This window comes from Amorphoplanes friuliensis DSM 7358 (genome assembly GCF_000494755.1).
Lineage (GTDB): Bacteria > Actinomycetota > Actinomycetes > Mycobacteriales > Micromonosporaceae > Actinoplanes > Actinoplanes friuliensis.
Window position 1 is genome coordinate 448,464 of sequence record NC_022657.1, and the last position, 25,471, is coordinate 473,934.

A 25,471-nucleotide genomic window follows, 5' to 3' on the forward strand; every position below is an offset into this window, starting at 1 on the left:
GCCCCGACACCCGCAACCGAAGGTGTCTGCATCACCACACGTCGTCTGCCCCACAGTGGTTGTCCACAGGGTTATCCACAGGCTGCGGCGGCTGCCTCGGTCAGCGCGGAGAATGCTTCTCGGAGACGCCATGCCGCTCGATCACGCGGGCCGATCGGGTTGGAGATGGTCCGCAACTCGGCGAAGGGGACCGAGGCGGCGGCGCTGGCCACGCCGTAACCCTCCATCGCCTCCGCGACGGCGGCCGGGTGGCGGGCCTGCAGGGCGGCCGTGGTCGCGGCCGTGCCGGTGACCGTGGCGAGCGTGAGGATGTCGCCGATAACTGCGTGAGGGAGGGCGGCTGTCAGAAACTCGAGCAGGGTGGGGTCGGCCTCGAGGATGCTCGTGCCGAAGCCGAGTTCCTCGATCGGCAGAAAGCCGTCGTCCGACTCGGCGCCCAGATCGGCGGCGATCGTACGGGCACCGAGGACCGTGGCGCCCACGTCGGCGCGGCCCGGGAAACCGCCGGCGATGCCGGCGCTGATCACCGCGCGGTAGGGGACACCGGCGGCTTCGGCCAGGGTGAGCAGGCGCGCTGTGCCCGCCGCGGCGGCGGCCGGACCGACACCGACGGGTGCCACGTGGACGGTCGCCGGGTCCGCGCTGCCGGCGTTTACTCCGGCTTGGACCGCTTCGGCCTCGGCGGCGACCGCGGTGACGATCAGCAGCCGCCCGGGCACCAGACCGGCCGCCGTCATCGGTCGGGCTCGTCGCTGGGCGTTTTGTTGCCGTTTCCAGTCGTGGCGGACGACGGCCGGTAGATGTGGAAGCCCGGCGGGGCTGGAGTCTCGTTGCCCGTCTCGTCCGGACCGGTGCGGCCCTGGCCCGCTGACGCCGGGGAGGCACCGACGGTCTGGCTGCTGCCGGCCTGGGATCGACCGGGCTCGGCGGCGACCGTCGGCGTGGCCGGAGGTGACGGCTGGGGTGTTGCGGAGCGCTTGGTGGAGCGCGGGAAGAGGCGGCGCTTCGCCTTGGGTTCGGGTTGCTGCTCCGACGGCGCCGGTTCATCCGGCCCGGTCTTGGGCGTCGGGGCCTTCGGTGGGCGGGAACCGGACGGCCGGGTCGGGCCGGTGGGAGCGGGCGGGGTGACCGAGTCCGGCAGTGGGTCGGAGCGGGGGTCCGAGCTGTCGCCGGCCGGGGTCTCGTCCACCGTCACCGCCTCGTCCGTGGACACAACGCCGTCCGTGGACGCCGGGTCGTCCGCGGACATGTCCGGGCGGCCGTGCAGGCGTTCGTTGTGGAGGCGGCTCGCCATGATCGTGCCGCGGACGGCTGCGGCGACCGCGAAGACCGCGACGACGGTAACGCCGAGGCGGCCGTTGAACGGGATGATGCCGACCGCGCCGCCGACGACCCAGGCGATCATCAGGACGGTTTCGGAGTGGGCGAAGGCGCTGGCGCGGAGGCGTTCCGGGACGCGTTCCTGGATGCTGGCGTCGACCGCGAGTTTCGAGATGCCGCTGAAGATGGCGGCGACCAGGGACAGCAGGGCCACCATCGGCAGCGTGAAGAAGATCGCGGCCAGCACAGCCACGCCGGCGGTGATGGTCAGGCCGCTGGACTGCAACGCCAGGGGGCGGCGGATGCGCAGGCGGGTGCCGACCGCCGTCGCCAGGAACGTGCCGACCGCCAGCGAGCCGCCGACGAGAGCCACGGCACCCTGGCTGCCGATGTCACGACCGAGGAACGACGTGCTCAGGGCGCCGGCTTTGACGGCGAAGGCGAAATAGAGCAGCAGGAAGCCGTACAGGCAGCGGAAGCTGGCGCTGGCAACCAGGGTGGAGATGACCAGCTTGCCGGAGAGTGGACGGTCGTTGCCGCGGCGCAGGCGCAGCATCGCGCGGAACGGCCGCGGGACCGCCTCGGGTGGATCGGAGTCGGCTCGCGGTGGCAGGCGCAGTGAGATCACCATGCCGACCAGGAAGATCAGTGAGGCGACGCGCAACGGCCACTGCGGACCGAACCAGAACGCTGCCAGGCCGATCGGCGCGACGACCGCACCCGCGAACGTGCCGTAGACGCTGGCGCGGGCGCCCACCTGGGACAGACCGATGCCCTCGGGCAGCAGGCGGGGCACCGCGGCCGAGCGGGCGACACCGTACGCCCGGGACAGCGCGAGCACGCCGAACGCCGCCGGGTAGAGGCCCCAGCCGAGCAGGTTGTCGGAGATCACGTATGCGAGGAACGCCCGGCCGAGCATCGTCACGGCCAGGGCGTACCGGCGGCCGTGCCGGAAGTGATCGAGGAGCGGGCCCACCACCGGCGCCAGCAGGGCGAACGGCACCATGGTGATCAGCAGGTAGAGGGCGACCTTGCTGCGGGCCTCGCCCAGCGGGACGTTGAAGAAGATCGTGCCGGCGAGGCCGATCGCGATGAGGGTGTCACCGGCGCAGGAGAGCGCGTGCAGGTCGAAGAGGCGGACCATGCCGACCTCGTTGGCCGCGCCGCGGGCCCGGGCGTCGCCGACCCGGCGCGTCGCCCAGGCGCTGCCGCGCACGGAACCACGCACCAGCATCCGGAGTGCCTTCACACCGGTGCCGACGGTGCGTCCGATGGTGGGAAGCAGCGGCATCGCCCCATCCTGTCTCATCGAAGCGACTTCCGTCCTCTCCCGGGGCGGAGATCTGGGGGAGTCGCTGTGTTCCCCGTCCTTGCGTAAGGGACAATGATGCTGTGACGACCAGGACTGCAGTGCGCGCCGCCCGACTCGACCAGGTCTGTGCCGATGCGGTCGGGATCGCCCGGGGTGCCATCACCGAAGTGGACCCGAGCGACATCGGCGAGCACCTCGAGGCTGTGGCCGAGGGCGACCGGGTCGTGACCCACTTCTTCGAGAGCCACCTCGCCGGTTACCGCGGCTGGCGCTGGGCCGTCACGGTGACCCGCGTGCCGCGCTCCCGCCACGTCACCATCTGCGAGACCGTGCTGCTGCCCGGCCCCGACGCGATGATGGCGCCCGCCTGGCTGCCCTGGAACGAGCGTGTGCAGGCCGGTGACCTGGGTGTCGGTGACCTGATGCCGACCGCGCCCGACGACGACCGGCTCGCGCCGGGTTACGTGCTGAGTGACGACCCCGCCGTCGAGGACGTCTCCTGGGAGCTCGGCCTCGGCCGGTCCCGGGTGATGTCGCAGGAGGGCCGGATCGAGACCGCACAGCGCTGGTACGACGGCGACTCCGGTCCCGAAGCGCCGATCGCGACCGCCGCCCCCCGTAACGCCCGGTGCGGCACCTGCGGCTTCTACCTTCCGCTGGCCGGTTCGATGCGCTCGATGTTCGGCGTCTGCGGCAACCTCTACGCCCCCGACGACGCCCGGGCCGTCAGCGCCGACCACGGCTGCGGTGCGCACTCCGAGGCCCTGCTCGGCACGACCGAACAGCCCGTCGAGGAGCTCCCGACGGTTTACGACGACAGTGAGGTCGAGGCCGTGGCGGTCAGCCGCGCGCCCGGCTCGGTCGAGTCCGGCGAGCCCGCGGAGCCTTACGGCCACTCCTAGGGAGTGCCGGTCACCTTGAAATCGGGGTGACTCAGCGCCCGGCGCCGCCGTCGGTTGGCGTCGTGGCGCAGCATCGTCAGCAGGCCCGGGATGCCGCACAGCAGGCCGGCCAGGCACGTCCACAGCCAGCGCTCGGGTGCTCCGGCGAGCAGCAGGACAACTCCGGCGACGGCAAATGCGCCGATGCCGCCGAGCGCAAACGGCACCATCGGCGGGTCGAGCGGCTCGGGTCGCGGCTTCGTGCCCGTCACCGCATCAAGACCATGCAGGTGATGATCCTGCTCGCGCAGGTGCTCGTCGTGCGGGGCAGGGGACAGGTCGGCCACGACCATCAGACTACGTCCGCGGAGATCGTCCGTGTGGCCCCGTGACGGTTGTAACAATTCTGATCTTTTGCCGAGGTCAGCGTTCTGATTTGATGCGCCCATCGACCCCTGTTGGTCCTGTGGAAGGGCGCGTATGTCCACTGCTGCTGCTGAAGAAGTCTCGTCCGGGCGTACCCCGAAGAACGGATTTGATCGATTTTTTGAGATCTCGGCGCGCGGCTCGACCGTCGGCCGGGAGGTTCGGGGTGGTTTTGCCACCTTCTTCACGATGGCCTACATCGTGGTGCTCAACCCGCTGATCCTCGCCGCGGGTGTGGACGCGGTCGGCGGCACGCTGCCGGTCGCGGCGCTGGCGGCCGGTACGGCGCTGGTGGCCGGCGTGATGACGATCCTGATGGGTGTCGTGGCGCGTTTCCCGCTGGCGCTGGCGGCCGGGCTCGGCGTGAACGCGCTGGTGGCGTACGAGATCGCCCCGGAGATGACCTGGGCCGACGCCATGGGTCTGGTGTTCATCGAGGGCGTCATCATCGGCATCCTGGTGCTGACCGGTCTGCGGACCGCGGTCTTCCGGGCGGTGCCGACGCAGCTGAAGACGGCGATCGGTGTCGGCATCGGCCTGTTCCTGATGATCATCGGGCTGGTCGACGCGGGCTTCGTGCGGCGGATCCCGGACGCGGCGGGCACGACCGTGCCGGTCGAGCTCGGCATCGGCGGCAAGCTGGCGAGCTGGCCCGCATTGGTCTTCGTGCTGGGTGTGCTGCTCACGCTGGTGCTGTTCGTGCGCAAGGTCAAGGGCGCCATCCTGATCGGCATCCTGGTCACGACCATCTTCGCGATCATCGTGGAGGCGATCGCGAAGGTCGGCCCGTCGTTCGTCGACGGCAAGCCGAACCCGAGCGGGTGGTCGCTCAACGTGCCGGCGCTACCGGACAAGATCGTGGACCTGCCGGACCTGTCGCTGCTGGGCAAGTTCAACGTGTTCGACTCGTGGAGCCGGGCCGGCTGGCTCGTCGTGCTGATGTTCATCTTCACGCTGCTGATCACCGACTTCTTCGACACGATGGGCACGATGGTCGCCGTCGGTCAGGAGGGTGGCCTGCTCGACGAGGAGGGCATGCCGCCGCGTACCAAGGAGATCCTGCTCGTCGACTCGATCGCCGCGGCCGCCGGTGGCGCGGCCAGCGTGTCGAGCAACACGTCGTACATCGAGAGCGCCTCGGGTGTCGCCGAGGGTGCGCGGACCGGTGTGGCGAACCTGGTCACCGGTGTGCTCTTCCTGCTCGCGATGTTCCTGGCGCCGCTGGTCGTGGTCGTGCCGTTCGAGGCGGCGTCGACGGCGCTGGTCGTGGTCGGCTTCCTGATGATGACGGCGGTCCGGCAGATCGACTGGACCGACTACCAGATCGCCATCCCGGCGTTCCTGGCGATCACCCTCATGCCGTTCACCTACTCGATCTCCAACGGCATCGGCGCGGGTGTCATCTCGTACGTGGTCATCAAGCTGGCCCTCGGCAAGGCGCGAGAGGTGCACCCGATCCTGTACGGCGTCGCCGTGCTCTTCGTTCTGTACTTCCTCCGTGGGCCGCTGGAGTCCGTGCTGCTCTGACGTCGGGCGTGGTCACCGGGTGCGTTACCGTGCCCGGTGACTACGGTCATAGGCGGAAACGATGTCGTTAGCCAAGCTCATTAGCTAGGCTAAGAAACTGTGATGGAGCGGTCGGTGGCGGAGCGGGTTACAGCCGAGCAACTGGCCATTTCGCTGCGCGAATCGATCACCCGGCTCAACCGGCGGGTCCGTCAGGCCCGTCCGGTCGGCGATCTCACGTTCAGCCAGCTCTCCGCGCTGACCAGCCTCCAGCTGGCCGGTGCGCTGACACCCCGGGAGCTGGCCGACATCGAGCGGGTCCAGCCGCCGACGATGACCAAGATCGTCGGCAAGCTGGAGGAACGCGGACTGGTCGCACGGACGCCCCACCCGACCGACCGCCGCCAGGTCATCCTGGCGGCGACCGAAGAGGGCCGGGCCGTTTACACGCAGTTCGAAAAAGCGCGCAACGAGTGGCTCGCGCTGCAACTGGCCGAGCTCACCCCGGACGAACGCGACACGCTCGAGCGGGCCGCGCAGATCCTGCAGCAGGTCGCCCGAAACTGAGCGTTCCGCGCTCCCGGTCGTTCCGTCACACGTTGTTGACGCGTACGACCGATGTTCCCGCGCACTGTGCGGGATGAGGAGGCGCAACCCGAGTGCGGGCAGTGCTGAGCACGACATTCCGGTCCCTGCAGGTCCGTAACTACCGGCTGTTCGCCACCGGCCAGCTGGTGAAGCTCATCGGCGTGTGGATGATGTTCACCGCGCAGGACTGGCTGGTGCTGGACCTCTCCGGCAACTCACCCGGCGCGCTCGGCATCGTCACCGCCCTGCAGTTCCTCCCCGTGCTGCTGCTGACGCTGTGGGCGGGCAAACTCGCCGACCGCTTCGACAAGCGCAAGCTCCTGATCAGCGCCAACGCGGCGTTCGCGGTGACAGCCATCGTGTTTGCGATCCTCGTCGCCAGCGGCGTGGTCGTCCTCTGGCACGTCTTCCTCTTCGCCCTGCTGCTCGGCGTCGCCAACGCGATCGAGACCCCGGTCCGCCAGGCCTTCGTCTCCGAGCTGGTCGAGCTCCCGCTGCTCCCCAACGCCCTCGCGCTGTCCGCGGCCACCTTCAACACGGCCCGCATCGGCGGCCCGGCACTCGCCGGTGTGTTCCTGGCCCTGTTCGACACCGGCCCGGTCTTCCTCATCGCGACGGTCCTGTCGGTCGCCCCGATCTTCAGCTACCTGATGATGCGCACGGTCGACCTCTTCCGCTCGACCGCCCGCCCGTCAGCCGGCGACACCCGCATCGTGGACGGCCTGAAATACGTGTGGCGCCGCCACGACCTGCTGCTCCCCATCGTCCTGATGGCCGCCGTCGGCATGATCGGCTTCAACTTCCCGGTCACGCTGGCCGCCCTCGCCAAAATCAACTTCAACGCCGGCCCGTCGACCTTCGGCCTGCTGACCACGGCCCTGGCGGTGGGCGCGCTCGGCGGTGCGCTGGCCGGCAGCGGTCGCCGGAGCAGGCCCAGCGTGTACGTGGTCCTGGGCGCCGCCCTCGCCTTCGCGGTGTTCGAGATCGCGGTCGGCTTCTCGCCGAACTTCATCGTGGCGATGATCCTGCTCGTCCCCACCGGCTTCTTCTCGATCTACCTGGCCCAGGCGGCGAACCACCGCGTCCAGATGGGCCTCCACTCGGCCTACCGCGGCCGCGTAATGGCGCTGTACGTCCTGGTCTTCCTGGGCACCACACCGATCGGCGCGTCCCTGGCCGGCTGGTGGGGCGAGCACTTCGGGGTGCCGTCGAGCATCTGGACGGCGGGCATCTTCTGCCTGATCGCGGGCGTGGCGGCGCTGGTGTGGCAGCTGCGGTCCAGCGGCGACCACTTCTCACTGCGGAACGGCTCACGCCCCGGGCTGACCCTGGTCCGGACAACCGAGGACGAGCCGATCGTCGAGCCGGTCCCGGCCCGCGTCGCGGCCTGACTCACCCGGCCACCCACCCCTGGTAGGCGTGCAGGTCGACGTTGCTGCCGCAGATGACCGTGACCACGTGACGGCCGGCAAAGCGGTCCGGATCCTCCAGCACGGCGGCGACACCGAGAGCGGCCGACGGCTCGACGACCAGACCGGCGTGCTCCAGCAGCATCCGCATCCCCGCGATGATCGACTCCTCGCGTACGAGGACGGCGTCGTCGGCGACCTGGAGAAGATCGTCCAGAACCGCCGCGATGGGGAACCGGCCGGCCACACCGTCGGCGATGGTGTCCATCGAGTCGGTGGTGACGACCCTGCGTGCGCGCCAGGAGAGAGTCAGGGCGGGTGCGCCTTGGGGTTGCACGCAGACCACCTCGACGCCGGGTGCCAGGGTCTTCAGGACGTGGCCGATGCCGGTGGCCATGGCGCCCCCGCCGAGGGCGATCAGGACAACATCGCCGGGCGACAGGGCGCTGACGAGCTCCAGGCCGATGGTCGCCGCACCCTCGCAAGTGTCGAGGTCCAGGCTGTCCTCGACCAGCCGGACGCCACGCTGACGCGCGAGGGTCACGGCTCGTTCCCTTGCCACCTCGAAGTCGCCGTCGACCAGCTCCAGGTTTGCCCCGAAGGAACGGATCCGGTCGAGCTTGACCGCCGGCGCGAGGCGTCGTGCCACCACGGTCACATCCAGGCCGCGGCGACTGCCTGACCAGCCCAGAGCTTGCCCCAGGTTGCCGGCGCTGGCGCACACCACCGCGGTGGCGCCCTGGTCGGCGAGGCGGCTTGCGACCAGTTCCATGCCGCGGCCCTTGAAGCTGCGTACGGGGTTGGCGGTTTCGAGCTTAATGCTCACTGTGCAGTTGAGTTGGCTGCTCAGCGGGCCGCAGTGGTACAGGGGTGAGGCTAGGAAGACGGGGTTGATGACTTCGCGGGCGGCGCGGATCCGGTCAAGGTCTAGTCGGGTCTGGATCACAGTCGGTCAATCTAGCGACTCGCCGGGCTTCGGTTAGTAAGTGTTTACCAACTGGGGCGGGCGGCTGTGTCTCTCGGTCCGCTACCGACCAGCGGGATGGCTGCGCCCCCGGTTGGGAGCGTTTACTAACTCCAGCGGGTGGCTGGGCGCCGCCGGTTAGTGAGCGTTTACCAACTCCGCTGGGCTGGCTGGACGCCGCCGGTTAGTGAGCGTTTACCAACGCCGCTGGGCTGGCTGGACGCGCTCGGTTAGTGAGCGTTTACCAACCCGAACAGGGTGGTCGGCGTCCCCGGTTGGTGAGCGTTTACTAACCCGGGCCGAGCGATCGCGCGTCTCCGGTTGGTGAGCGTTTACTAACCCCTGGGTCGGGCGGCTGTGCGCCCCCGGTTGGTGAGCGTTTACTAACCCCGAAGCCTTCGAGTCAGCGGGCTGCTTCGCAGCTGGACGTATGTGCGGCTGCCTCGGCAGTCGCTACGCCCTGGTCCTGGGCACGGATCGCGTCGACCAAACGAGTGTGGTCCATGTACTCCTCAGGCCGGAGCTCAGCGCCAAAATGCCCCCGCAGCGACTCCCGGATCACCTGGCCAAGGTCGGCGTACAGGGCGATCAGCGCATCGTTGTGAGAAGCCGCAACCACCGCCGAATGAAACGCCGTGTCGGCGTCGACGAACGCATCACGCACGCCCGTGGCCCACGCCTGTTCGCGCTGACCCAGCAGCATGTCGAGTCGCTCCAGGTCGTCGGTGGTGCGGCGGCGGGCGGCGAACCCGGCGGCCGCTGCTTCCAGCGTGCCGCGGAGTTCGGTGATGTGGTCGGGGTCGGCGGTGGCGAAGCGGCGCTGCATCACGCCGGCCAGCTCGCTTGTGGCGATCACCCAGGTGCCTGAGCCTTGGCGGATGTCGAGCAGGCCGTTGTGGGCGAGCGCGCGGATCGCTTCTCGTACCGTGTTGCGGGCCACTCCCAGCTGCGTGACCAGCTCGGGTTCCGTGGGGATCCGGGAGCCGACCGGCCAGGCGCCCGAGGTGATCTGCTGGCGCAGGCGGGCGATCACCTGATCGGAGAGAGATGCGCCACGCGGGACTGGACCCAGATTCATCCCATCATTCTATGATGGGTTCCATGACGATAACCAGCACCCCACCACGTACGAAGGGACGGATCCGTGTTCTCGCAGTTGTGGGCCTGGTGCTGGCCGCCATCAACCTCCGCCCCGCGGTCACCAGCCTCGGACCCGTGCTCGAGGAGGTACGCGCCAGCCTCGGCATGAGCGCCGCCGTCGCCGGACTGCTGACCTCGGTGCCGGCGCTGTGTTTTGCGCTGGTCGGTTTCACCGCGCCGCTGCTGGCGCGACGCTGGGGCACCGGCGGAGTCATCGCCCTGGGGATGACCGCGCTGGCTGCGGGTCTGACCGTGCGGCCGTTCGCCGGGGGGACCGCCTCCTTCATCGCGCTGACCGCACTGGCGCTCGCCGGGATCGCCCTGGCCAACGTGCTGCTTCCCGTGGTGGTGAAGCAGCGCTTCCCGGACCGGGTCGGCGCGATGACCGGCCTGTACTCGGTGGCGCTCAATCTCGGTGCGTCGACGGCGGCGGCGGTGACTGTTCCCCTGACCGGGGCGTTCGGCGGCGACTGGCGGTGGGGGATCGGCGTGTGGGCGCTGGTCGCTGCGTCGGCGTTGCCCGCCTGGGTGCTTCTCGCCCGTGAGCGCACCCCTTCAACCACCCCTTCCGTACCCGTCACAGCCGCGCCGGCGCTGCGACTCACGCGTAATCCGATTGCCTGGTCGTTGGCGGTCTACTTCGGGCTGCAGTCGACCGTGGCGTACGTGATCATGGGTTGGCTCCCGCAGATTTTCCGCGACGCGGGGATCTCGGCGGGCACCGCCGGACTGCTCTTCGCCGTCACCGCGCTGCTCGGTGTGCCGCTGTCGTTCGTGCTCTCGGCGGTGGCCGGCCGTCTGCCGCGGCAGAGCGGCGTCGCCGTGATCATCGGACTCTTCGGGCTGGCCGGTTACGCGGGGCTGTGGGCCGACCCGGCTGCCGCGCCATGGCTGTGGGTGGTGCTGCTCGGTGTCGCGAACTGCTCGTTCCCGCTGGCCCTGACCATGATCGCGCTGCGGGGACGAGACACGGCAACGGTCGTCCGGCTCTCCGCGTTCGCGCAGAGCACTGGATACCTGCTGTCCATTCCCGGTCCGATCGCGGTCGGGATCCTGTACGAACACACCGGCAGCTGGAAGATCCCCCTGGCCGTTCTGGCGCTGCTGATGGTGCCGCAGATGATCGCCGGGTTCCTCGCCGGGCGCGACCGCCAGATCGGCTGAGGACAGACCTGTGGATATCTCTGGCAGACCGGCTCATCCGAACGGCCCTCTCCGTTCTCCCGGAGGAAGCCTTAGCGTCAGACCGTGGCAATCTCGCACATAGTTGTGCTCGCGACAGCGCTGCTGGCGTTGCTGTGCCTGCCATGCGCTGTCGCGGTCGTCGTCTGTGCTGACGAACTGGTCGCGCGGCGCACCTGGACCCGGCACGGGCGCCGGGAGATCCGTGCCCTGCGCTGCCTCGAGCGGGACCTCACCTCCGCCGACCTGGAGAGCCGCCCGCCGGCGCCCGAGCCCGACATGGCCGAGCTGGTCGCCGACCTGCGCCGCCTCAACCGGCAGCGTCGCAGCGGCCCGACCCGGCATTCGGCGACCTGGCTGGCGGCGGTGCTCGAGGCCTACGACGAGCGGCTCGAGCTGGCCAGCCGCCACCTCGGCCTGGACGAACACCTCGCCCAGCTCGAAGGCATGGACCGCGAAATCGAACGCGTCCGCGTCGAAGGCCTCCTCCACGCCGCCGGCCTCCGCCTCCGCACAGCCTGACCCCGCCCGCCTTGACCGCGCCCACGCGGCTTGACCGCGCCCACGCGGCTTGACCGCGCCCACTTAGCTTGACCGTGCTCACCCGGCCTGACCGCGCCCACGCGCAGTTGAAACCGCGCCCACGCGGGTTGACCGCACGCATAGCCCGGCGGCGCCGCGCGAATCTCACGGCCTGGCCGCGCGCGAAGACCTGACGGCGCCGCACTCCGCGCGAGACCGTTACGGCCTAACCGCGACCGCGACCGCGACCGCGGTCTGGCCGGGCAGCGCATCGCACGAGAGCCCCACGGCCTGACTGCATCCGCACGCGGCCTGACCACGTGCGGGCGGGTGCCGCGGCCTGGGTGGGCGGGATCCGGCGGGCGGGGCAGGTGCGGGCGGGCCCCGCGGGGCTCTACAGTCGCGGCGTGCGGCTCTTTGTGGCGGTGTTCCCGCCGGACGATGTGCGCTGGGATCTTCGGCGGCGGCTCGCTGCCGCCGGCAACGGTGACAGCAGGCGCAACGGTGACAGCAGGCGATCGGCGGCGCCCGAAGTGGATCCCGCTCTGCCCCAGCGGCACAAGGGCGGTATGCGCCTGACCGCGATCGACAAGTGGCACGTGACCTTGGCGTTCCTCGGCGAGGTGCCCGGCGAGCAGCTCCCCGATGTGGAGAGCGCCCTCGACCAGGTGGACGTGCCACGTGGGGTTGAGCTGCGGCTTGCCGGGGGTGGTGAGTTCGGGCGTGGGCGGTCGACCGTGCTGTGGGCGGCCGTCGAGGGCGACCTGCGGGGGCTGCGCGCGCAGATCGTGGATCGGCTGGCGGACGCCGGGCTGCCGCAGGACGGGCGGGATTTCACGCCGCATCTCACGGTCGCGTACACGCAGGATTCGGCGGTCAGCCACGCGCTGGAGGGGTACCGGGGGCCGTCGTGGGTTCTGGACGGGATAACCCTCGTCCGGAGTGATCCGAACGAGGGTTACACGCGGTTGAGGACCTGGTAGTCAGGAGCTTTCGCGGGCCGCCGGGCCGCCGCCGAACAGGACGTCGTCCCAGCTCGGGAGGCGTTTGCGGGGCTTGGCGGTCTCCTCGGACTCCGACGACTCGCCCTGGGGCTGGCCGACCGTGCGCCGGGGGCGCAGCACCGCCAGGCTGGGGACGGCCGGGACCTCCTTGGGGAGGTCGGCGTCGTCGTCGAAGGCGGAGCCGGGGCCACCACCGAGCAGTGCCGCGGCACCGCCGGCGACCGGGCGCCGGGACTCCTGCGGGGCCGCTTCCAGGCCACGGCCGGAGCCCTGGTTGAGGGGGCGGTCCAGCGAGGCCAGCAGCGCGTCGCGACCGGCGCGGATCGGGTCGCGCGTCGGGCGGGGCGAGTCGGTCGAGGGCAGGCCGCGGCCGCCGCGGGAGGGCTCGTTGATGCGGGACGGGCCGGGGAGTCCGTGGCCGCCGCGCTCGTGCGGGGTGCGTTCCGGGACCGGTTCCTGACCGAGGATCTGGGTCGGACGCTCGGCGCAGAGATATTGCGCCATGTCGTCGTGCGGGGCCACGACCTGGCGGCCCTTGTCGAGATCCCACATCGCCTGGGCGGTGGCCTTGCCCGACGGCCACGTGGCGACGATGCGCCAGGTGCCGTCCTCGCGGCGGAACGCGTCCCAGGAGATTTTTTCGGTGTCGATGCCGTGCTGGGACAGGCGGCTGTCGACAACCTCGGCCAGCGGGGCACCGGAGTCGGAGGTCTTGAGGCGGGTGCGGCGTGCGTGCTGGGCCAGCATGGCCCGCTCCTGCAGCACCGGTCCCGCATAACGCAGCACCCGGTCGACCGGGACACCGGCGACCCGGGCGACGTCCTCGGCGGACTCGCCGGAGCGGATCCTCGCCTGGATGTCGCGGGGTGACAGGGACGCCATCACCTCGGCGTTCGCGACCGCGACGGCAGTGCCGATCGGGTGCGGTGTGCCGTCGGATTGCAGCGCGCCGCTGATCCGGTCGTCGATCGGGAGTGCCAGGAGTCTGCCGACCTCGTCGGCGAGCACCAGGGCCTGACCGTCCTCGGAGAGGGCCACGAAGCGTACCGGCCGCATGCGTTGCCTCCGTCCCGTCGCTGGCCTGTGCTCCCGAGAGTCAGCCACCCGGGCGCGTTTCGGAACACGGTACGCGCCCCGGTCACCCGATGGTGGTAAGCCACGCCGTCAAAGTCATTGACCTGCGGAGATGATCTTCACTCTAGAAGGTCACCACTGCGGTGGCGGTGCCGGCGAGCCCGTCCGTCGATCCGACGAGGATCTGGTCGGCGCCGCGGGGCAGCCGGCCGGCCGGTGGGCCCAGGGCCGGGTAACCGAGGCGGACGACGTTGACGGAGTTCCGCCCCAAAGCTTCGACGGACAGGACGACCGTGTCGCCACCCGCCCACGCCACCGGGGTCAGGCGTTGCTCGTCGGTGACCGTGAAACTGCCGATGTCCGAGCCCTGCTCGTCCGCGCCGGACGGCACCACGGTGAACAGCGACGCCGTCGACCCGTCCAGTTTGCAGAGCAGCAGCCTGCCGTTGAAGAGCGGCGCCGGCAGCATCGTCGTCGCTTGCCGGGTGCAGGGCAGGCCCTGCGGCAGCGCCCGCGAGGCGACCAGCGTGCCGTCCGTGCGTACCGTGGAGAGCCGGCCGGGGGTGGTGACCAGGAGGCGGTCGGTCTCGTCCCAGCGCAGCGACTCGCCGGGCCCGGCGCCGAGCTCCAAGGTCTGGCGGCGGGCGGTCAGGTTGATCGTGTCGACGAGATAAATGTCGTGGAAGCCGTGGGCGGTGAGCTCGTCCGCCGGGACCTCCCAGATCGGCAGGGCCAGCCAGTTGCCGTCCGGCGACCACGCCGGCTGCCCGGCCCAACCGGCCAGGTCGAGGGTCCGCGGGGCCGGGTCACCGGAGGTCGACATGATCCGCAGGGTGGACCGATCGTTCACGGTCACGACGTTCGCGTAACGGTCGAGGTTGGGCGAGACCGCGGCCACACCACCGGGGGCCTGGCGATAACGACCGGTGGTCGGGTCGATCACGAAGGATCGCCCGCCCACGACATACGAGGTCACCACCCGCGGCCCGGTGGTCGGCTGGCCCGCTGCCGGCGGTGCGGCTCCGCGCCGCACACTCGACAGACCCAGCGGTACGGCGACAACCGTGATCAGAAGCAGCACAGCGGCAGCCCCGCCCACCAGGGCACGGCGTCGACGCCGTTCGGCCCCGGCCAGCGCCGCCTCTCCGAGTTCCACCGGGCGGGCCTGGTCAGCCAGGGTCTGGAGGGTTCGGCGGACCCCCTCGACGGTGATGTCCTTCATCGGGTACCGCCTTCCGTGGCCAGTTCGACCTGTTCGGTGGTGAACTCGCGCAGTCGCAGCAGGGCGCGCGAGGTCTGGCTGCGCACGGTGCCGGCGGAGCAGCCGAGCACCTCGGCGACCTCGTCGACGCTGCGGTCCTCCAGATAGCGCAGCACCAGCACGGCCCGTTGCCGCGGTCCGAGCTGGTCCAGCGCCGTCCGCAGGTCGTCGCGCAGCGCCACGTCGCCGGCGAGGTCGCCGGGCGCAGCTCGGTCCTCGGGCTGTGGCACCGGCACTTCCTGCCGTCGCCAGCGCCGCCACCAGGAGATGTGCTCGTGGTACATGATCCGGCGCGCGTACGCGTAGGGCTCGGTGAGCCGGGTCCATCGGGTGGCGACACGTTCCAGTGCGGTCTGCACCAGGTCCTCGGCCGCCTGTTGCTGCCCGGTCAGGGCGAACGCCACCCGCATGAGGGACGGCGTCGACAGGCGGACGAAGGTCAGGAAGTCGTCCTCCGCGTCGGCATTCACAACCTATGGAGCATCGGCACGGATAAAACGTTGCATGCCGTGAGTGAGAGTTCTACAAAGACGGCATGTCAGTCGAGTTGCGCCCGATCACGCAGGAGAACCTCCGGGCTGTCACCAAGCTGGAGGTCCGGCCCGAGCAGAGCGATTTTGTGGCGCCGAACGCCGTCAGCATCGCCGAGACCTACGTTTATCCGAAGGCCGAGCCGCGGGCTGTCTACTCCGGTGACGAGCTCGTGGGTTTTGTGCTGTTCCATCCGCTCGACAGCGACAGCCGGGGCCACGGCATCGTGAGGCTGATGATCGATCACCGCTTCCAGGGGCAGGGCCTCGGTCGTGCGGCGCTCGAGGAGGCCGTCGCGTTTGCGGTGCGCGAGCACAACGCGCAGCGCGTACGCCTCAGCGTGGTGCCCGCGAACGAGAAAGCCCGCGGCCTGTACAGCTCCGCGGGCTTCGTCGAGACGGGCGAGATCGACCACGGCGAAGTCGTCATGGTCCGCGAGATCTAGCCGTTCACAGCCCGGCGCGCGGTGTACTCGGTGGTGCGGTGGGTCGGGTACTGGATCAGGTTGTCCGGCTCCTCGTCCACTGTGGTGGTCCAGCGGCGACCGGTCTCCACCGGCTCGTCCTCCCAGGCGGGGCGCGTACGGAACTGGCGGCCGTAGTCGAGCATGCCGTCGATGAGCCGGTCGACGTCGCGCGCCGGGCGTACGACAAGACGCATGAACTGGCTGGTCATGCCCAGTTTGTTGCCGCACTCGCGGGTGTAGACGCCGTGGTTGGCGACGAGGTAGTCGCGCAGGGACACACCGGACCACTCGGTCGGCAGCTTGACCAGGATGAAGTTGCCCTGTGACGGGAAGACGGTCAGGCCGGGGATGCGGGCGAGCTCACCGGCCATCGTGCGGCGGTCGCGGCTGAGCAGGCGCAGGCTGTCCTCGTACTCGTCGTCGTGCTCCTGGATCATGTAGACGACCTTCTCGGCGAGCGAGTTGAGGTTCCACTTCGGCAGCGCCTTGCCGATCCGGCCGGCGATGGCGGGGTTGGCCATCAGATAGCCGAAGCGGATCCCGTGCAGGCCGAAGTTCTTGCCGAGGCTCTTGAGGACAACCGTGTTGGGCCGGATCACCGCGTCCGGGCCGACGGACGGGTATTGCTCCGCGTCGGAGAAGTCGATGAACGACTCGTCGATGACCACCAGGTCGAGGTCGCCCAGCGCGTCCATGAAACGGATCACGTCCCGGCGGGCGAGGTAGCCGCCGTCCGGGTTGTTGACGTTGCAGACCACCGCGACGCGGGAGCCCCGGTCGCGGATGAAGCGCACGTAGTCGTCGAGGTTGAGCCGGAAGCCGTCGCGTTCCTGCAGCGGGAACATGTCGACCCGCTTGCCGGTCTCCAGTGGCTGGTCGGTCCACCGGCCGAACGTCGGGATCGGGATCGCGATGCTCTCCTTGATCAGGAGGTGGTCGATCCAGGTGATCAGCTCGGTGGAGCCGTTGGCCATGGCCACGGTCTGCGGGTGCAGTCCCAGCACACTGGCCAGTTTGTTGGTGATGCTGGACGAGTCGCTCGGGTAGTACTTCAGGATGTTCTTGAGGTCCCGGGACAGCTCGTCGAACATCTCCGGCGTGGGGAAGTACGGGTTGCACGGGATGCAGAAGTCGACGATCTCCGCGCCCTCGTCCATGCTTCGGGAAAGATCGAAATAAGAGGCGCTGTGCGCCCCCTTGTGCAGGATCGAGGTATCGATACCCGTCCGTGCCATCGCGCCTCCCGAGTCCAGCGACATTGCCGCCGGGCAGTACGGGAGACGCGACGGGATCGTTCAGAACTTATGGATGACGTAATCGATGCAGCGCGTCAGCGCCTCGACGTCAGCCGGGTCCACCGTCGGGTAGAGCGCGACCCGCAGCTGGTTGCGGCCCAGCTTGCGGTAGGGCTCGGTGTCCACGATGCCGTTGGCGCGGAGAACCTTGGCGATCGCCGCTGCATCCACCCCCTCGGCGAAGTCGATCGTCGCGACGGCGTTGGACCGCAGCGCCGGGTCGGTGACGAACGGCGTCGCCACGTCGGAGCGGTCGGCCCAGCCGTAGATGGCCGCGGCGCTCTCCGCGCTGCGCTTGGCCGCCCAGCCGAGACCGCCCTGCGCGTTCATCCAGTCGACCTGCTCGGCGGCGAGGAACACCGTCGCGAGGGCCGGGGTGTTGTAGGTCTGCTCCAGGCGGGACTGCTCGATCGCCGTCACCAGGTCGAGGAACTGCGGGATGTACCGCCCCGACGCCTTGATCTCGAACGCACGCTCGATCGCCGCCGGCGACATCAGGGCGATCCACAGGCCGCCGTCCGACCCGAAGGCCTTCTGCGGCGCGAGGTAGTAGACGTCGGTCTCGGTCAGGTCGACCTCGAGGCTGCCGCCGCCGGAGGTCGCGTCGGTGAGCAGCAGCGCGCCCGGGTCGGCACCCGCCACCCGCTTCACCGGCACGGCGACACCGGTCGAGGTCTCGTTGTGCACGCTCGCGTAGGCGTCCACACCGGCCTCGGCGGTGAGGTAGGCCGCGCTGCCGCCGGGTGCCTTGTGCACGGTCGGGTCGGCGAGGAAGGGCGCGTCCGTGACGGACTTGACGAACTTGGCGCCGAACTCACCGAACTCGGCGAACTGGGCCTTGTCGCGGATCAGCCCGAACGTGGCCGACTCCCAGAACGCGCTGGTGCCGCCGTTCGAGATGATGACCTCGTAGCCGTCGGGGGCGGAGAAGAACTCGGCGATGCCGGCGCGCAGCCGGGCCACCTGCTCCTTCACCGTCTTCTGCCGGTGCGAGGTCCCCAGGAACGTCGTCGAGACGCGGGACAGCGCCTCGACCCCCTCGGGACGGACCTTGCTCGGGCCGGAACCGAACCGCCCGTCGACAGGCTTGAGGTCGTCGGGAATCCGGATCGGGTCAGCCACGGGGGGTCCTTCCAGCGGGTGGATCAGCAGTTACAGATTATGCGGGACGGCGTCCCAGCCCTCGACGTCCTGGGGCTTGCGGGTGTCGGGTCCGACATAGAGGGCACTCGGGCGCACGATGCGGCCGAGCTTCTTCTGCTCGAGGATGTGCGCGCTCCAGCCGGCCACCCGGGCGCAGGTGAACATCGACGTGAACATGTGTGCGGGCACCTCGGCGAAGTCGAGCACCACCGCGGACCAGAACTCGACGTTGGTCATCAGGACCCGGTCGGGCTTCCGCGCCTGCAGCTCGGCGAGGGCGGCCTTCTCCAGCGCCTCGGCGACCTCGAAGCGAGGTGCGCCCAGCTCCTTGGCCGTGCGCCGGAGCACACGGGCGCGCGGGTCCTCGGCCCGGTAGACCCGGTGACCGAAGCCCATGAGCCGCTCGCCGCGGTCGAGCACGCCCTTGACGTAACCCTCTGCGTCGCCGCTGCGCTCGACGGCCTCGATCATGTGCAGCACCCGCGACGGTGCGCCGCCGTGCAGGGGGCCGGAGAGGGCGCCGATGCCGGCGGAGATGCAGGCCGCGGCGTCGGCGCCGGTGGAGGCGACGATGCGGGTGGTGAAGGTGGAGGCGTTGAGCCCGTGCTCGGCCGCCGAGATGAAGTAGGCGTCGACCGCCTTGACGTGCCGGGGGTCGGGCTCGCCCCGCCAGCGCTTCATGAAGCGCTCGACGATCGTCTGGGCCTTGTCGATGTCCTTCTGCGGCACGGCGGGCAGGCCCAGACCGCGGGCGGCCTGCGCGACGAAGGACAGCGCGGTGACCGAGACGCGGGCCAGGTCGGCGCGGGTCTGGTCCTCGTCGATGTCGAGCATCTGGTCGAGGCCCCAGTAGGGCGCGAGCATGGCGACGGCCGACTGCACGTCGACGCGGATGTCACCGGAGTGCACCGGCACGGGGAACGGCTCGGCCGGCGGCAGCCCGGGGCCGAACCGGCCGTCGACCAGCAGGGCCCAGACGTTGCCGAAGGACACCTGACCGATGAGGTCCTCGATGTCGACACCACGGTAACGGAGCGATCCGCCCGCTTTGTCCGGCTCGGCGATCTCGGTCTCGAAGGCGATGACGCCTTCGAGGCCCGGCTTGAAATCGGACACGTCGCGCCTCCTGAGGACCCGCCGGACGAAAGCCGTGGGTGTTTCATCTTGCCGCTCGGTGACCGGCTGGTCGACCCGCGGGAGTGTGCTGTCTGCGACACCTATCCTCGCCGACCTGACGGGCCGCCGTCCGGGACTTAGGTTCGTTGGGTCAATCTTGGACAAGGGAGCGCGTGTGACCCCGGATTCCCCCTCGCCCGCCGGCATGCGGCGCGACTACACCGAGCACGGCGCGCTGCTCGAGACCGGCCTGGCGGCGGACTGGACCGGTCAGTTCGGCCGCTGGTTCGCCGAGGCGAGCGCGGCCGGGCTGCCCGAGCCCAACGCGATGATCGTCGCGACCGCCGACACCGAAGGCCGCCCGAGCGCCCGCACGGTGCTGCTCAAGGGGTACGACGAGCGCGGTTTTGTGTTCTTCACCAACTACGCCTCCCGTAAGGGCACCGAGGTGCTGGCCAACCCGGCCGCGAGCCTGGTCTTCCCGTGGTTCCCGATGCAGCGGCAGGTGCTCGTGGCCGGAGCCGTCGAGCAGGTGGACCGGGCCGAGACCGAGGCCTACTTCGCGACCCGTCCGCGCGGCTCGCAGCTGGGGGCGTGGGCCAGCCCGCAGAGTCAGGTCGTGCCGGACCGGGCTGCCGTCGAGGCCGGGCTGCAAGCGGCGCTCGAACGCTTCGGGAATGACGGGGACGTCCCCGCGCCGCCGCACTGGGGTGGGCTGCGGGTGGTGCCCGAGACGGTCGAGTTCTGGCAGGGCCGCAGCAACCGGCTGCACGACCGGCTGCGCTTCCGGCGTACCGAAGAGGGCTTTGTGGTGGAACGGCTCGCACCGTGAGTCAGGAGCCGGTGGAGGCGACCGAGAAGGTCGTGGAGGGAAAGCGCAAGAGCTGGGTCATCGATGTCCGGCCCCTGCGCGGCGTCGCCTACCGGCGGATGTGGGTGGGCAACGGCGTCGCGTACTTCGGCTTCCAGTTCACCTCGGTCGCCGTGCCGGTCGAGATGTTCGCGATCACGCACTCGTCCGCCTGGGTCGGTCTGCTCGGCATCGCGGGTCTCGTGCCGCTGTTGATCTTCGGCTTGTGGGGTGGCGCCGCGGCCGACGTGGTCGACCGGCGCAAACTGCTGCTGGCCAGCTCGACGCTGGCCTGGATCGCGACCGTCGGTCTGCTGGTGCAGGCGGTCCTCGGCCTGCACAGCCCGATCGTGCTGCTCGCGCTGACCGCGATCCAGTCGGCCGGTTTTGCGATCAGCTCACCCGCGCGGCAGGCGATCATCCCCCGGATCGTGCCGGCCGACCTGGTGCCGGCGGCGAACACCCTCGCCTACACGACGACCACCGCCGGGGGAGTGCTCGGACCCCTGGCCGCGGGCCTGATCTTCGGTGCCTGGTCGGTCGACACCGGCGTCACCGTCGCGTACGCCGTGGACGCGCTGCTGTTCACGATCTCGTTCTGGGCGACCTACCGGCTGCCGCCGATCCCGCCCGTGCTCGACGACGGGGTGACCGAGAAGCCCACGGCCGGCCTGCGTGGCATCGCCGACGGCCTGCGCTTCCTCGTCAAGCAGCCGGTGCTGCTGCTCTCGTTCGCGGTCGACATCATCGCGATGGTGCTGGCCATGCCGCGGGCGCTGTTCCCGGAGATCGCCGAGGACCGCTTCGGTGGCGGCTCGGCGGTGGGCTGGCTCTTCGCGGCCATCGCGATCGGTTCGGTGATCGGCGGTCTGACTTCGGGCTGGATCGGCCGGATCAAACGACAGGGTGTGGCCCTGGTCATCGCCGTCGTGGGCTGGGGTGTCGCGGTCGGCCTGGCCGGTCTTGCGCACTCGCTGTGGCTGATGGTGCTGCTGCTGGCCGTCGGCGGCGCAGCCGACCTGGTCAGCGCGGTCTACCGGCAGTCGATCCTGCAGACCTTCGCTCCCGACCGGCTGCGCGGGCGGCTGCAGGGCGTCTTCACCGTGGTGGTGGCCGGCGGGCCGCGACTGGGTGATCTCCGGGCCGGCGCGACAGCCGACATCACCGGCCCGACCGCCTCCTGGGCGGGCGGCGGGTTCGCGGCCGCGGGCCTCGCGGTGGTGCTCGCGCTCGCGTTCCCCGCCCTGCTTCGCTACCGTCCTCCCGCTGACGCGGAGGTCACCCGATAATGTCAGCGTCATGACTGACGTCGTGGCGGCGAAATCTGGGTTGCAGTGGTCCATCGAGGCCGACGGCCACCGGGCCGTGATCGTGGAGGTCGGCGGCGTCCTGCGCGGCTACTCCGCGAACGGGCGGGAGATCCTGGACGGCTTCGGGCCGGACGAGATGTCCCCCGCCTCGGCCGGTCAGATCCTCGCGCCCTGGCCCAACCGGATCCGCGACGGGCACTACACCTTCGAGGGCACGTCCTACCAGCTGGGGCTGACCGAGCCGGACAAGCACAACGCCATCCACGGGCTCACGAACTGGTCCCGCTGGAAGCTCGCCGAGCAGACCGGCGACTCGGTGACGGTCGAGTTCGACCTGCCGCCGCAGATCGGTTACCCCTGGTCACTGACGCTGCGGACCCGGTGGAGCGTCTCCGCCGACGGCCTGCGCTCCGACCAGGAGGTCGTCAACACCAGCGACCGGAACGCGCCCTGGGGCTTCTCGGTCCACCCGTACCTCCAGCTGCAGGGGGTCGCGGTCGACGACACGCTGCTGCACGTGCCCGGTCGCAGCCGGGTGCTGGCCGACGCCCGGCTCCTGCCGATCGGCGCGGTCAAGGTCGCCGGCACCGACTACGACTTCACGGAGCCGCGCCGCGTCGGTTCCGCGGTCCTGGACACGACGTGGGGTGACATCGACCACGACGCCGACGGCGGTTCCGCGGTCACGATCGCCGCGCCGTCGGGCGATCAGTCCGTGACCGTCTGGGGCGACGAGAATTTCCGCTGGTGGCAGGTCTTCAGCGGCGACACCCTGACCGGTGAGCGCTTCCGCCGGTCGTTCGCGATCGAGCCGATGACCTGCCCGCCGGACGCGTACAGGTCGGGTCGGGACCTGATCGTGCTGGAGCCGGGGCAGACCTGGCGCGCGTCCTGGGGCGTCCGGTCCACGGCGGCCTGAGATGGAGTTCGACGAGGTCCTCCGCCGGCGCCGGATGATCCGCACGTACGACCCGGACCGCCCGGTGCCGCCGGAGCTCGTCGACAAGCTGATCAAGCACGCTCTGCGCGCGCCCTCGGCCGGCTTCTCGCAGGGCTGGGGCTTCCTCGTGCTCCAGGAGCAGGCCGACCGCGATCTCTACTGGTCGGTGACCGCCCCGGCCGACGAGCCGGCCGCCGGCTCCTGGCTGGACCGCATGCGCACCGCGCCGCTGATCATCGTGGCGCTCTCCAACAAATCGGTCTATCTCGACCGGTACGCCCAGGCGGACAAGGGCTGGACCGACCGCGACGAGAGTCGCTGGCCGGTGCCCTACTGGGACATCGACACGGGCTTCGCCGCGCTGCTCATCCACCTGACCGCGGTCAACGAGGAGCTGGCGTCACTGTTCTTCGGTGTGCCGGCCGAGCGTGTGGGTCCGTTCCGGGAGGCTTTCGGCGTTCCTGAGGAGTTCGTGCCGGTCGGCGCGCTCACCGTCGGATACCCGGCGGCGGACAAGAGGTCACCGTCACTACGCCGGGGGCACCGCCCGGTGGACGAGGTGGTGCATCATGGCCGATGGGCAGGCTCGCTAGGCTGACAGGCATATCGGCCTGCCCGTCGGGTAAGGCGTGCGTGAGGACCGAGGGGAGCGTGCCGTAGTGATCTTCAAAGCGGTACGGGACGGAGCGCCGTACCCCGACCATCACACGACACTCAAGAGGTGGGCCGAGATCCCGCCCCGCCCGATCCGGCTGGCCGACCTGATCACCACCAAGCGCGAGCTCGCGCTGGACAAGCTGCTGGCCGAGGACTCGACCTTCTACGGCGACCTCTTCCCGCACGTGGTCGAGTGGCACGGCGGTCTCTACCTCGAGGACGGCCTGCACCGTGCGCTGCGCGCCGCGTTGCAGCAGCGCAACCAGATTCACGCGCGGGTCCTCGTCATCGGCAACTAACACCGCTAGTTTTGACCGTATGGCCGTCTCACCGCTCGATCTCCTCGACCTCGACGCCCTGCTGACCGACGAGGAGCGCGACGTCCGCGCGCTCGCCCGCCGGGTGGTCGACGACCGGGTCCGACCCCACATCGCCGGCTGGTACGAGCGTGGTGAGGTCCCCGTCCGCGACCTCGCCCTCGAGTTCGGCAAGCTCGGCCTCCTCGGCATGCACCTCACCGGGTACGGCTGCGCCGGCGCCTCCGCGGTCGCGTACGGCCTGGCCTGTCTCGAGCTGGAGGCCGCCGATTCCGGGGTGCGTTCCCTCGTCTCGGTGCAGGGTTCGCTGGCGATGTACGCCATCTGGAAATACGGCAGCGAGGACCAGAAGCAGCAGTGGCTGCCCGGCATGGCCGCGGGTGAGCTGATCGGCTGTTTCGGGCTGACCGAGCCCGACCACGGCTCCGACCCCGGCAACATGGCGACCCGGGCCCGCCGTGACGGCGACGACTGGATCCTGACCGGCGGCAAGATGTGGATCACCAACGCGCCGGTCGCCGACGTGGCCGTGATCTGGGCCCGGACCGACGAGGGGGTGGCCGGTTTTGCCGTCCCGACCAGCAGCCCGGGCTTCTCCGCCCGGGAGGTCAAGCTCAAGCTGTCGCTGCGCGCCTCGGCCACCGGTGAGATCACCCTCGACGACGTCCGCGTGCCCGAATCGGCCCGGCTCCCCGACGCGCGCGGCCTGAAGGCCCCGCTCTCCTGCCTCACCGAGGCCCGCTTCGGCATCATCTGGGGCGCGCTGGGTGCCGCCCGTGACTGCCTGGACACCGCCCTCGCGTACGCCGGCAGCCGCGAGCAGTTCGGCCGCCCGATCGCCGGTTTCCAGCTGACCCAGGCCAAACTGGCCGACATGGCCCTCGAGCTGCAGAAGGGCTACCTGCTGGCGTTGCACCTCGGGCGCCGGCACGACGAGGTGGGTCTGCGCCCCGAGCAGGTCAGCGTGGGCAAGCTCAACAACGTCCGCGAGGCCATCAAGATCGCCCGGGAGTGCCGCACGATCCTCGGCGCGAACGGCATCAGCGGCGAGTACCCGGTGCTCAGGCACGCGAACAACCTCGAAAGTGTGCTCACGTACGAGGGAACCTCGGAGATCCACCAGCTCGTCATCGGGCAGAAATTGACCGGTCTCAACGCGTTCGGCGGCTGACCGCGCTGCGAGTGTCGTACCCCTTCCGTACCGTGGGTGTCACCAAGGGGGTGAGCACCGATGGCCCAGTCCAGTGAGACCGACGAACCGACACGGGAGTATCCCGAGGTCGAGGACCAGCCCACACCTGCACCGGCGGAGCCCGCGCGCCGCATGGGCGGCTTCGCCCGTGTTCTCGTCTTCACCGGTGTCGTCTTCGCGCTGATCGTGGCGATGTGCCTCGGCCTGCGCGCGGTCAACGTCCTGCCCAGCTTCGACAACCCGTTCTCCGACAAGACGACGGACCGCAGCCAGCCCGTGCTGCTGCAGTCGATGCGCGACCTCAGCCGCTACGTCGCAGCCGACGGCACCTTCCAGGTCATCGTCGACCTGCAGGAAAACAAGGAGAACATCCCCGACTTCCTGCTCAACAAGCGGACGCTCTTCGTCGGCTCGGGCACGGTCGAGGAGTACGTCGACTTCAGCACCCTCGCCGAGGGCGCGATCACGGTCAACAACGACGACAAGTCCGTCAAGATCGAGCTGCCCGCACCGCAGCAGGGCCAGGCCGCCCTCGACATGGAGCGCAGCTACGTCGTGGCCGAGGAGCGCGGCCTGCTCAACCGCATCGGTGGCGCCTTCAGCAGCAACCCCGACCAGCAGCAGCGCGTCTACCAGATGGCCCAGCAACGCATCTCCGAGGCGGCGCGCAGCAGTGGCCTCGACCAGCGCGCCCGCGACAACACCCAGAAGATGCTCCAGGGCCTCCTCACCAGCCTGGGCTACACCTCGGTGACAGTGACCTTCGCCAGCCCGTAGGAGCGCCCGTCAGAGCGCCCGTCAGAGCGCCCGGTCAATGGGTCCGTGAAACAGGGCGGCGCCCCTCCCGACGAGGGAGGGGCGCCGAACGGTCGAGGTCACTCGTTGGGCAGCAGTGCCCAGAGGATGATGTAGATCAGGAACTGCGGGCCGGGCAGCAGGCAGGACAGGACGAAGATCAGTCGCACCATGCCGGAGGACATCCCGAACCGGCGTGCCAGGCCGGAACAAACACCGGCGATCCGTCGGTCGTCGCGGGGGCGGGCCAGTCGGCGGGCCAAGTCACTC

The 25,471-nt window shown here is 70.1% G+C and carries 27 protein-coding genes; 15 read left to right on the top strand and 12 right to left on the bottom strand.

What is annotated here, in order from left to right:
• Positions 1-71: 71 nt before the first annotated feature.
• Together AFR_RS02165 and AFR_RS02170 are read right to left on the bottom strand one after the other, a co-directional pair.
• On the bottom strand, positions 72-737 hold the full coding sequence (locus AFR_RS02165) for a futalosine hydrolase (RefSeq protein WP_023357654.1): 666 nt from the start codon (positions 735-737) through the stop codon (positions 72-74).
• Positions 734-2,611, bottom strand: a complete 1,878-nt coding sequence (locus tag AFR_RS02170; RefSeq protein ID WP_023357655.1) for an MFS transporter — start codon at positions 2,609-2,611, stop codon at positions 734-736. The genes AFR_RS02165 and AFR_RS02170 overlap by 4 nt, the downstream gene beginning before the upstream one ends.
• 101 nt (positions 2,612-2,712) lie before the next feature.
• Here AFR_RS02170 and AFR_RS02175 point away from each other — a divergent pair, with 101 nt between their 5' ends.
• Positions 2,713-3,534 carry a DUF3027 domain-containing protein gene (locus AFR_RS02175; RefSeq protein WP_041840529.1) on the top strand — a complete coding sequence of 274 codons (822 nt, stop codon included), beginning with the start codon at positions 2,713-2,715 and terminating at the stop codon, positions 3,532-3,534.
• Here the strand turns inward: AFR_RS02175 and AFR_RS47220 are convergent.
• Entirely contained in the window at positions 3,531-3,743 is a 213-nt protein-coding gene (locus AFR_RS47220; protein WP_052359632.1) for a DUF2530 domain-containing protein, read from the bottom strand. The genes AFR_RS02175 and AFR_RS47220 overlap by 4 nt on opposite strands.
• Positions 3,744-3,993: 250 nt before the next feature.
• On the opposite strand from AFR_RS47220, the gene AFR_RS02185 reads away from it, so the two are divergent.
• The 3 genes from AFR_RS02185 (at position 3,994) to AFR_RS02195 (ending at position 7,424) form a co-directional block, all read left to right on the top strand.
• Positions 3,994-5,466 (top strand): NCS2 family permease, encoded by a 1,473-nt coding sequence (locus AFR_RS02185; RefSeq protein ID WP_052359295.1) that lies wholly within the window; start codon positions 3,994-3,996, stop codon positions 5,464-5,466.
• A 102-nt stretch (positions 5,467-5,568) separates the two neighbouring features.
• The gene (locus AFR_RS02190; protein ID WP_023357659.1) at positions 5,569-6,012 is read left to right on the top strand and encodes a MarR family winged helix-turn-helix transcriptional regulator; all 444 of its coding nucleotides are present in this window, start codon (positions 5,569-5,571) and stop codon (positions 6,010-6,012) included.
• Between the two features lie 92 nt (positions 6,013-6,104).
• Positions 6,105-7,424 (top strand): MFS transporter, encoded by a 1,320-nt coding sequence (locus AFR_RS02195; RefSeq protein WP_041840532.1) that lies wholly within the window; start codon positions 6,105-6,107, stop codon positions 7,422-7,424.
• Between the two features lies 1 nt (position 7,425).
• Here AFR_RS02195 and AFR_RS02200 read toward each other — a convergent pair whose 3' ends face one another.
• Both AFR_RS02200 and AFR_RS02205 read right to left on the bottom strand, forming a co-directional pair.
• Entirely contained in the window at positions 7,426-8,388 is a 963-nt protein-coding gene (locus AFR_RS02200; protein WP_041840533.1) for a threonine ammonia-lyase, read from the bottom strand.
• Between the two features lie 421 nt (positions 8,389-8,809).
• Positions 8,810-9,484, bottom strand: coding sequence for a FadR/GntR family transcriptional regulator (locus AFR_RS02205; RefSeq protein WP_041840534.1), 675 nt, complete (start codon positions 9,482-9,484; stop codon positions 8,810-8,812).
• Between the two features lie 23 nt (positions 9,485-9,507).
• Here AFR_RS02205 and AFR_RS02210 point away from each other — a divergent pair, with 23 nt between their 5' ends.
• From AFR_RS02210 to thpR, 3 genes are all read left to right on the top strand, one after another.
• Positions 9,508-10,710, top strand: coding sequence for a CynX/NimT family MFS transporter (locus AFR_RS02210; RefSeq protein WP_052359296.1), 1,203 nt, complete (start codon positions 9,508-9,510; stop codon positions 10,708-10,710).
• An 84-nt stretch (positions 10,711-10,794) separates the two neighbouring features.
• Positions 10,795-11,250, top strand: coding sequence for a hypothetical protein (locus tag AFR_RS02215; RefSeq protein ID WP_041840535.1), 456 nt, complete (start codon positions 10,795-10,797; stop codon positions 11,248-11,250).
• A 407-nt stretch (positions 11,251-11,657) separates the two neighbouring features.
• Positions 11,658-12,233: an RNA 2',3'-cyclic phosphodiesterase gene (gene thpR, locus AFR_RS02220; protein ID WP_148307852.1), complete on the top strand. Its 576-nt coding sequence runs from the start codon at positions 11,658-11,660 to the stop codon at positions 12,231-12,233.
• Here the strand turns inward: thpR and sepH are convergent, their stop codons facing one another.
• The 3 genes from sepH to AFR_RS02235 all read right to left on the bottom strand — a co-directional run bounded on the left by sepH (position 12,234) and on the right by AFR_RS02235 (position 15,059).
• Positions 12,234-13,310 (bottom strand): septation protein SepH, encoded by a 1,077-nt coding sequence (sepH, locus tag AFR_RS02225; protein WP_023357666.1) that lies wholly within the window; start codon positions 13,308-13,310, stop codon positions 12,234-12,236.
• A 142-nt stretch (positions 13,311-13,452) separates the two neighbouring features.
• Complete coding sequence (locus AFR_RS02230; RefSeq protein ID WP_023357667.1) at positions 13,453-14,550, bottom strand: hypothetical protein; 1,098 nt, start codon at positions 14,548-14,550, stop codon at positions 13,453-13,455.
• Positions 14,547-15,059 (bottom strand): SigE family RNA polymerase sigma factor, encoded by a 513-nt coding sequence (locus AFR_RS02235; protein WP_023357668.1) that lies wholly within the window; start codon positions 15,057-15,059, stop codon positions 14,547-14,549. Before AFR_RS02235 ends, AFR_RS02230 begins: the two co-directional genes overlap by 4 nt.
• A gap of 65 nt (positions 15,060-15,124) precedes the next feature.
• Here AFR_RS02235 and AFR_RS02240 point away from each other — a divergent pair, with 65 nt between their 5' ends.
• Positions 15,125-15,565, top strand: a complete 441-nt coding sequence (locus tag AFR_RS02240) for a GNAT family N-acetyltransferase (RefSeq protein ID WP_023357669.1) — start codon at positions 15,125-15,127, stop codon at positions 15,563-15,565.
• Here the strand turns inward: AFR_RS02240 and AFR_RS02245 are convergent.
• The 3 genes from AFR_RS02245 to AFR_RS02255 are packed head-to-tail and all read right to left on the bottom strand — an operon-like array spanning position 15,562 to position 19,140.
• Entirely contained in the window at positions 15,562-16,821 is a 1,260-nt protein-coding gene (locus AFR_RS02245; RefSeq protein ID WP_041841694.1) for a pyridoxal phosphate-dependent aminotransferase, read from the bottom strand. The genes AFR_RS02240 and AFR_RS02245 overlap by 4 nt on opposite strands.
• Positions 16,822-16,881: 60 nt before the next feature.
• Positions 16,882-18,003 carry a phosphoserine transaminase gene (serC, locus tag AFR_RS02250; RefSeq protein ID WP_023357671.1) on the bottom strand — a complete coding sequence of 374 codons (1,122 nt, stop codon included), beginning with the start codon at positions 18,001-18,003 and terminating at the stop codon, positions 16,882-16,884.
• 30 nt (positions 18,004-18,033) lie between these two features.
• Positions 18,034-19,140, bottom strand: coding sequence for a citrate synthase 2 (locus tag AFR_RS02255; RefSeq protein ID WP_023357672.1), 1,107 nt, complete (start codon positions 19,138-19,140; stop codon positions 18,034-18,036).
• A gap of 205 nt (positions 19,141-19,345) precedes the next feature.
• Between AFR_RS02255 and pdxH the strand changes: the two genes are divergently transcribed.
• The 7 genes from pdxH (at position 19,346) to AFR_RS02290 (ending at position 25,183) form a co-directional block, all read left to right on the top strand.
• On the top strand, positions 19,346-19,972 hold the full coding sequence (pdxH, locus tag AFR_RS02260; protein WP_193786366.1) for a pyridoxamine 5'-phosphate oxidase: 627 nt from the start codon (positions 19,346-19,348) through the stop codon (positions 19,970-19,972).
• Positions 19,969-21,279, top strand: coding sequence for an MFS transporter (locus AFR_RS02265; protein ID WP_084297885.1), 1,311 nt, complete (start codon positions 19,969-19,971; stop codon positions 21,277-21,279). Before pdxH ends, AFR_RS02265 begins: the two co-directional genes overlap by 4 nt.
• 10 nt (positions 21,280-21,289) lie before the next feature.
• On the top strand, positions 21,290-22,219 hold the full coding sequence (locus AFR_RS02270; RefSeq protein WP_041840536.1) for an aldose 1-epimerase family protein: 930 nt from the start codon (positions 21,290-21,292) through the stop codon (positions 22,217-22,219).
• 1 nt (position 22,220) lies between these two features.
• Positions 22,221-22,838 carry a nitroreductase family protein gene (locus tag AFR_RS02275; protein WP_023357676.1) on the top strand — a complete coding sequence of 206 codons (618 nt, stop codon included), beginning with the start codon at positions 22,221-22,223 and terminating at the stop codon, positions 22,836-22,838.
• 61 nt (positions 22,839-22,899) lie between these two features.
• Positions 22,900-23,196, top strand: a complete 297-nt coding sequence (locus tag AFR_RS02280) for a type II toxin-antitoxin system VapB family antitoxin (RefSeq protein ID WP_023357677.1) — start codon at positions 22,900-22,902, stop codon at positions 23,194-23,196.
• A 19-nt stretch (positions 23,197-23,215) separates the two neighbouring features.
• On the top strand, positions 23,216-24,385 hold the full coding sequence (locus AFR_RS02285) for an acyl-CoA dehydrogenase family protein (protein WP_023357678.1): 1,170 nt from the start codon (positions 23,216-23,218) through the stop codon (positions 24,383-24,385).
• A gap of 60 nt (positions 24,386-24,445) precedes the next feature.
• The gene (locus tag AFR_RS02290; RefSeq protein ID WP_023357679.1) at positions 24,446-25,183 is read left to right on the top strand and encodes a DUF4230 domain-containing protein; all 738 of its coding nucleotides are present in this window, start codon (positions 24,446-24,448) and stop codon (positions 25,181-25,183) included.
• 98 nt (positions 25,184-25,281) lie between these two features.
• Here the strand turns inward: AFR_RS02290 and AFR_RS47595 are convergent, their stop codons facing one another.
• A complete protein-coding gene (locus AFR_RS47595) occupies positions 25,282-25,464 on the bottom strand; it encodes a PspC domain-containing protein (protein WP_084298321.1) in 183 nt (60 codons plus the stop codon).
• Positions 25,465-25,471 lie beyond the last annotated feature (7 nt).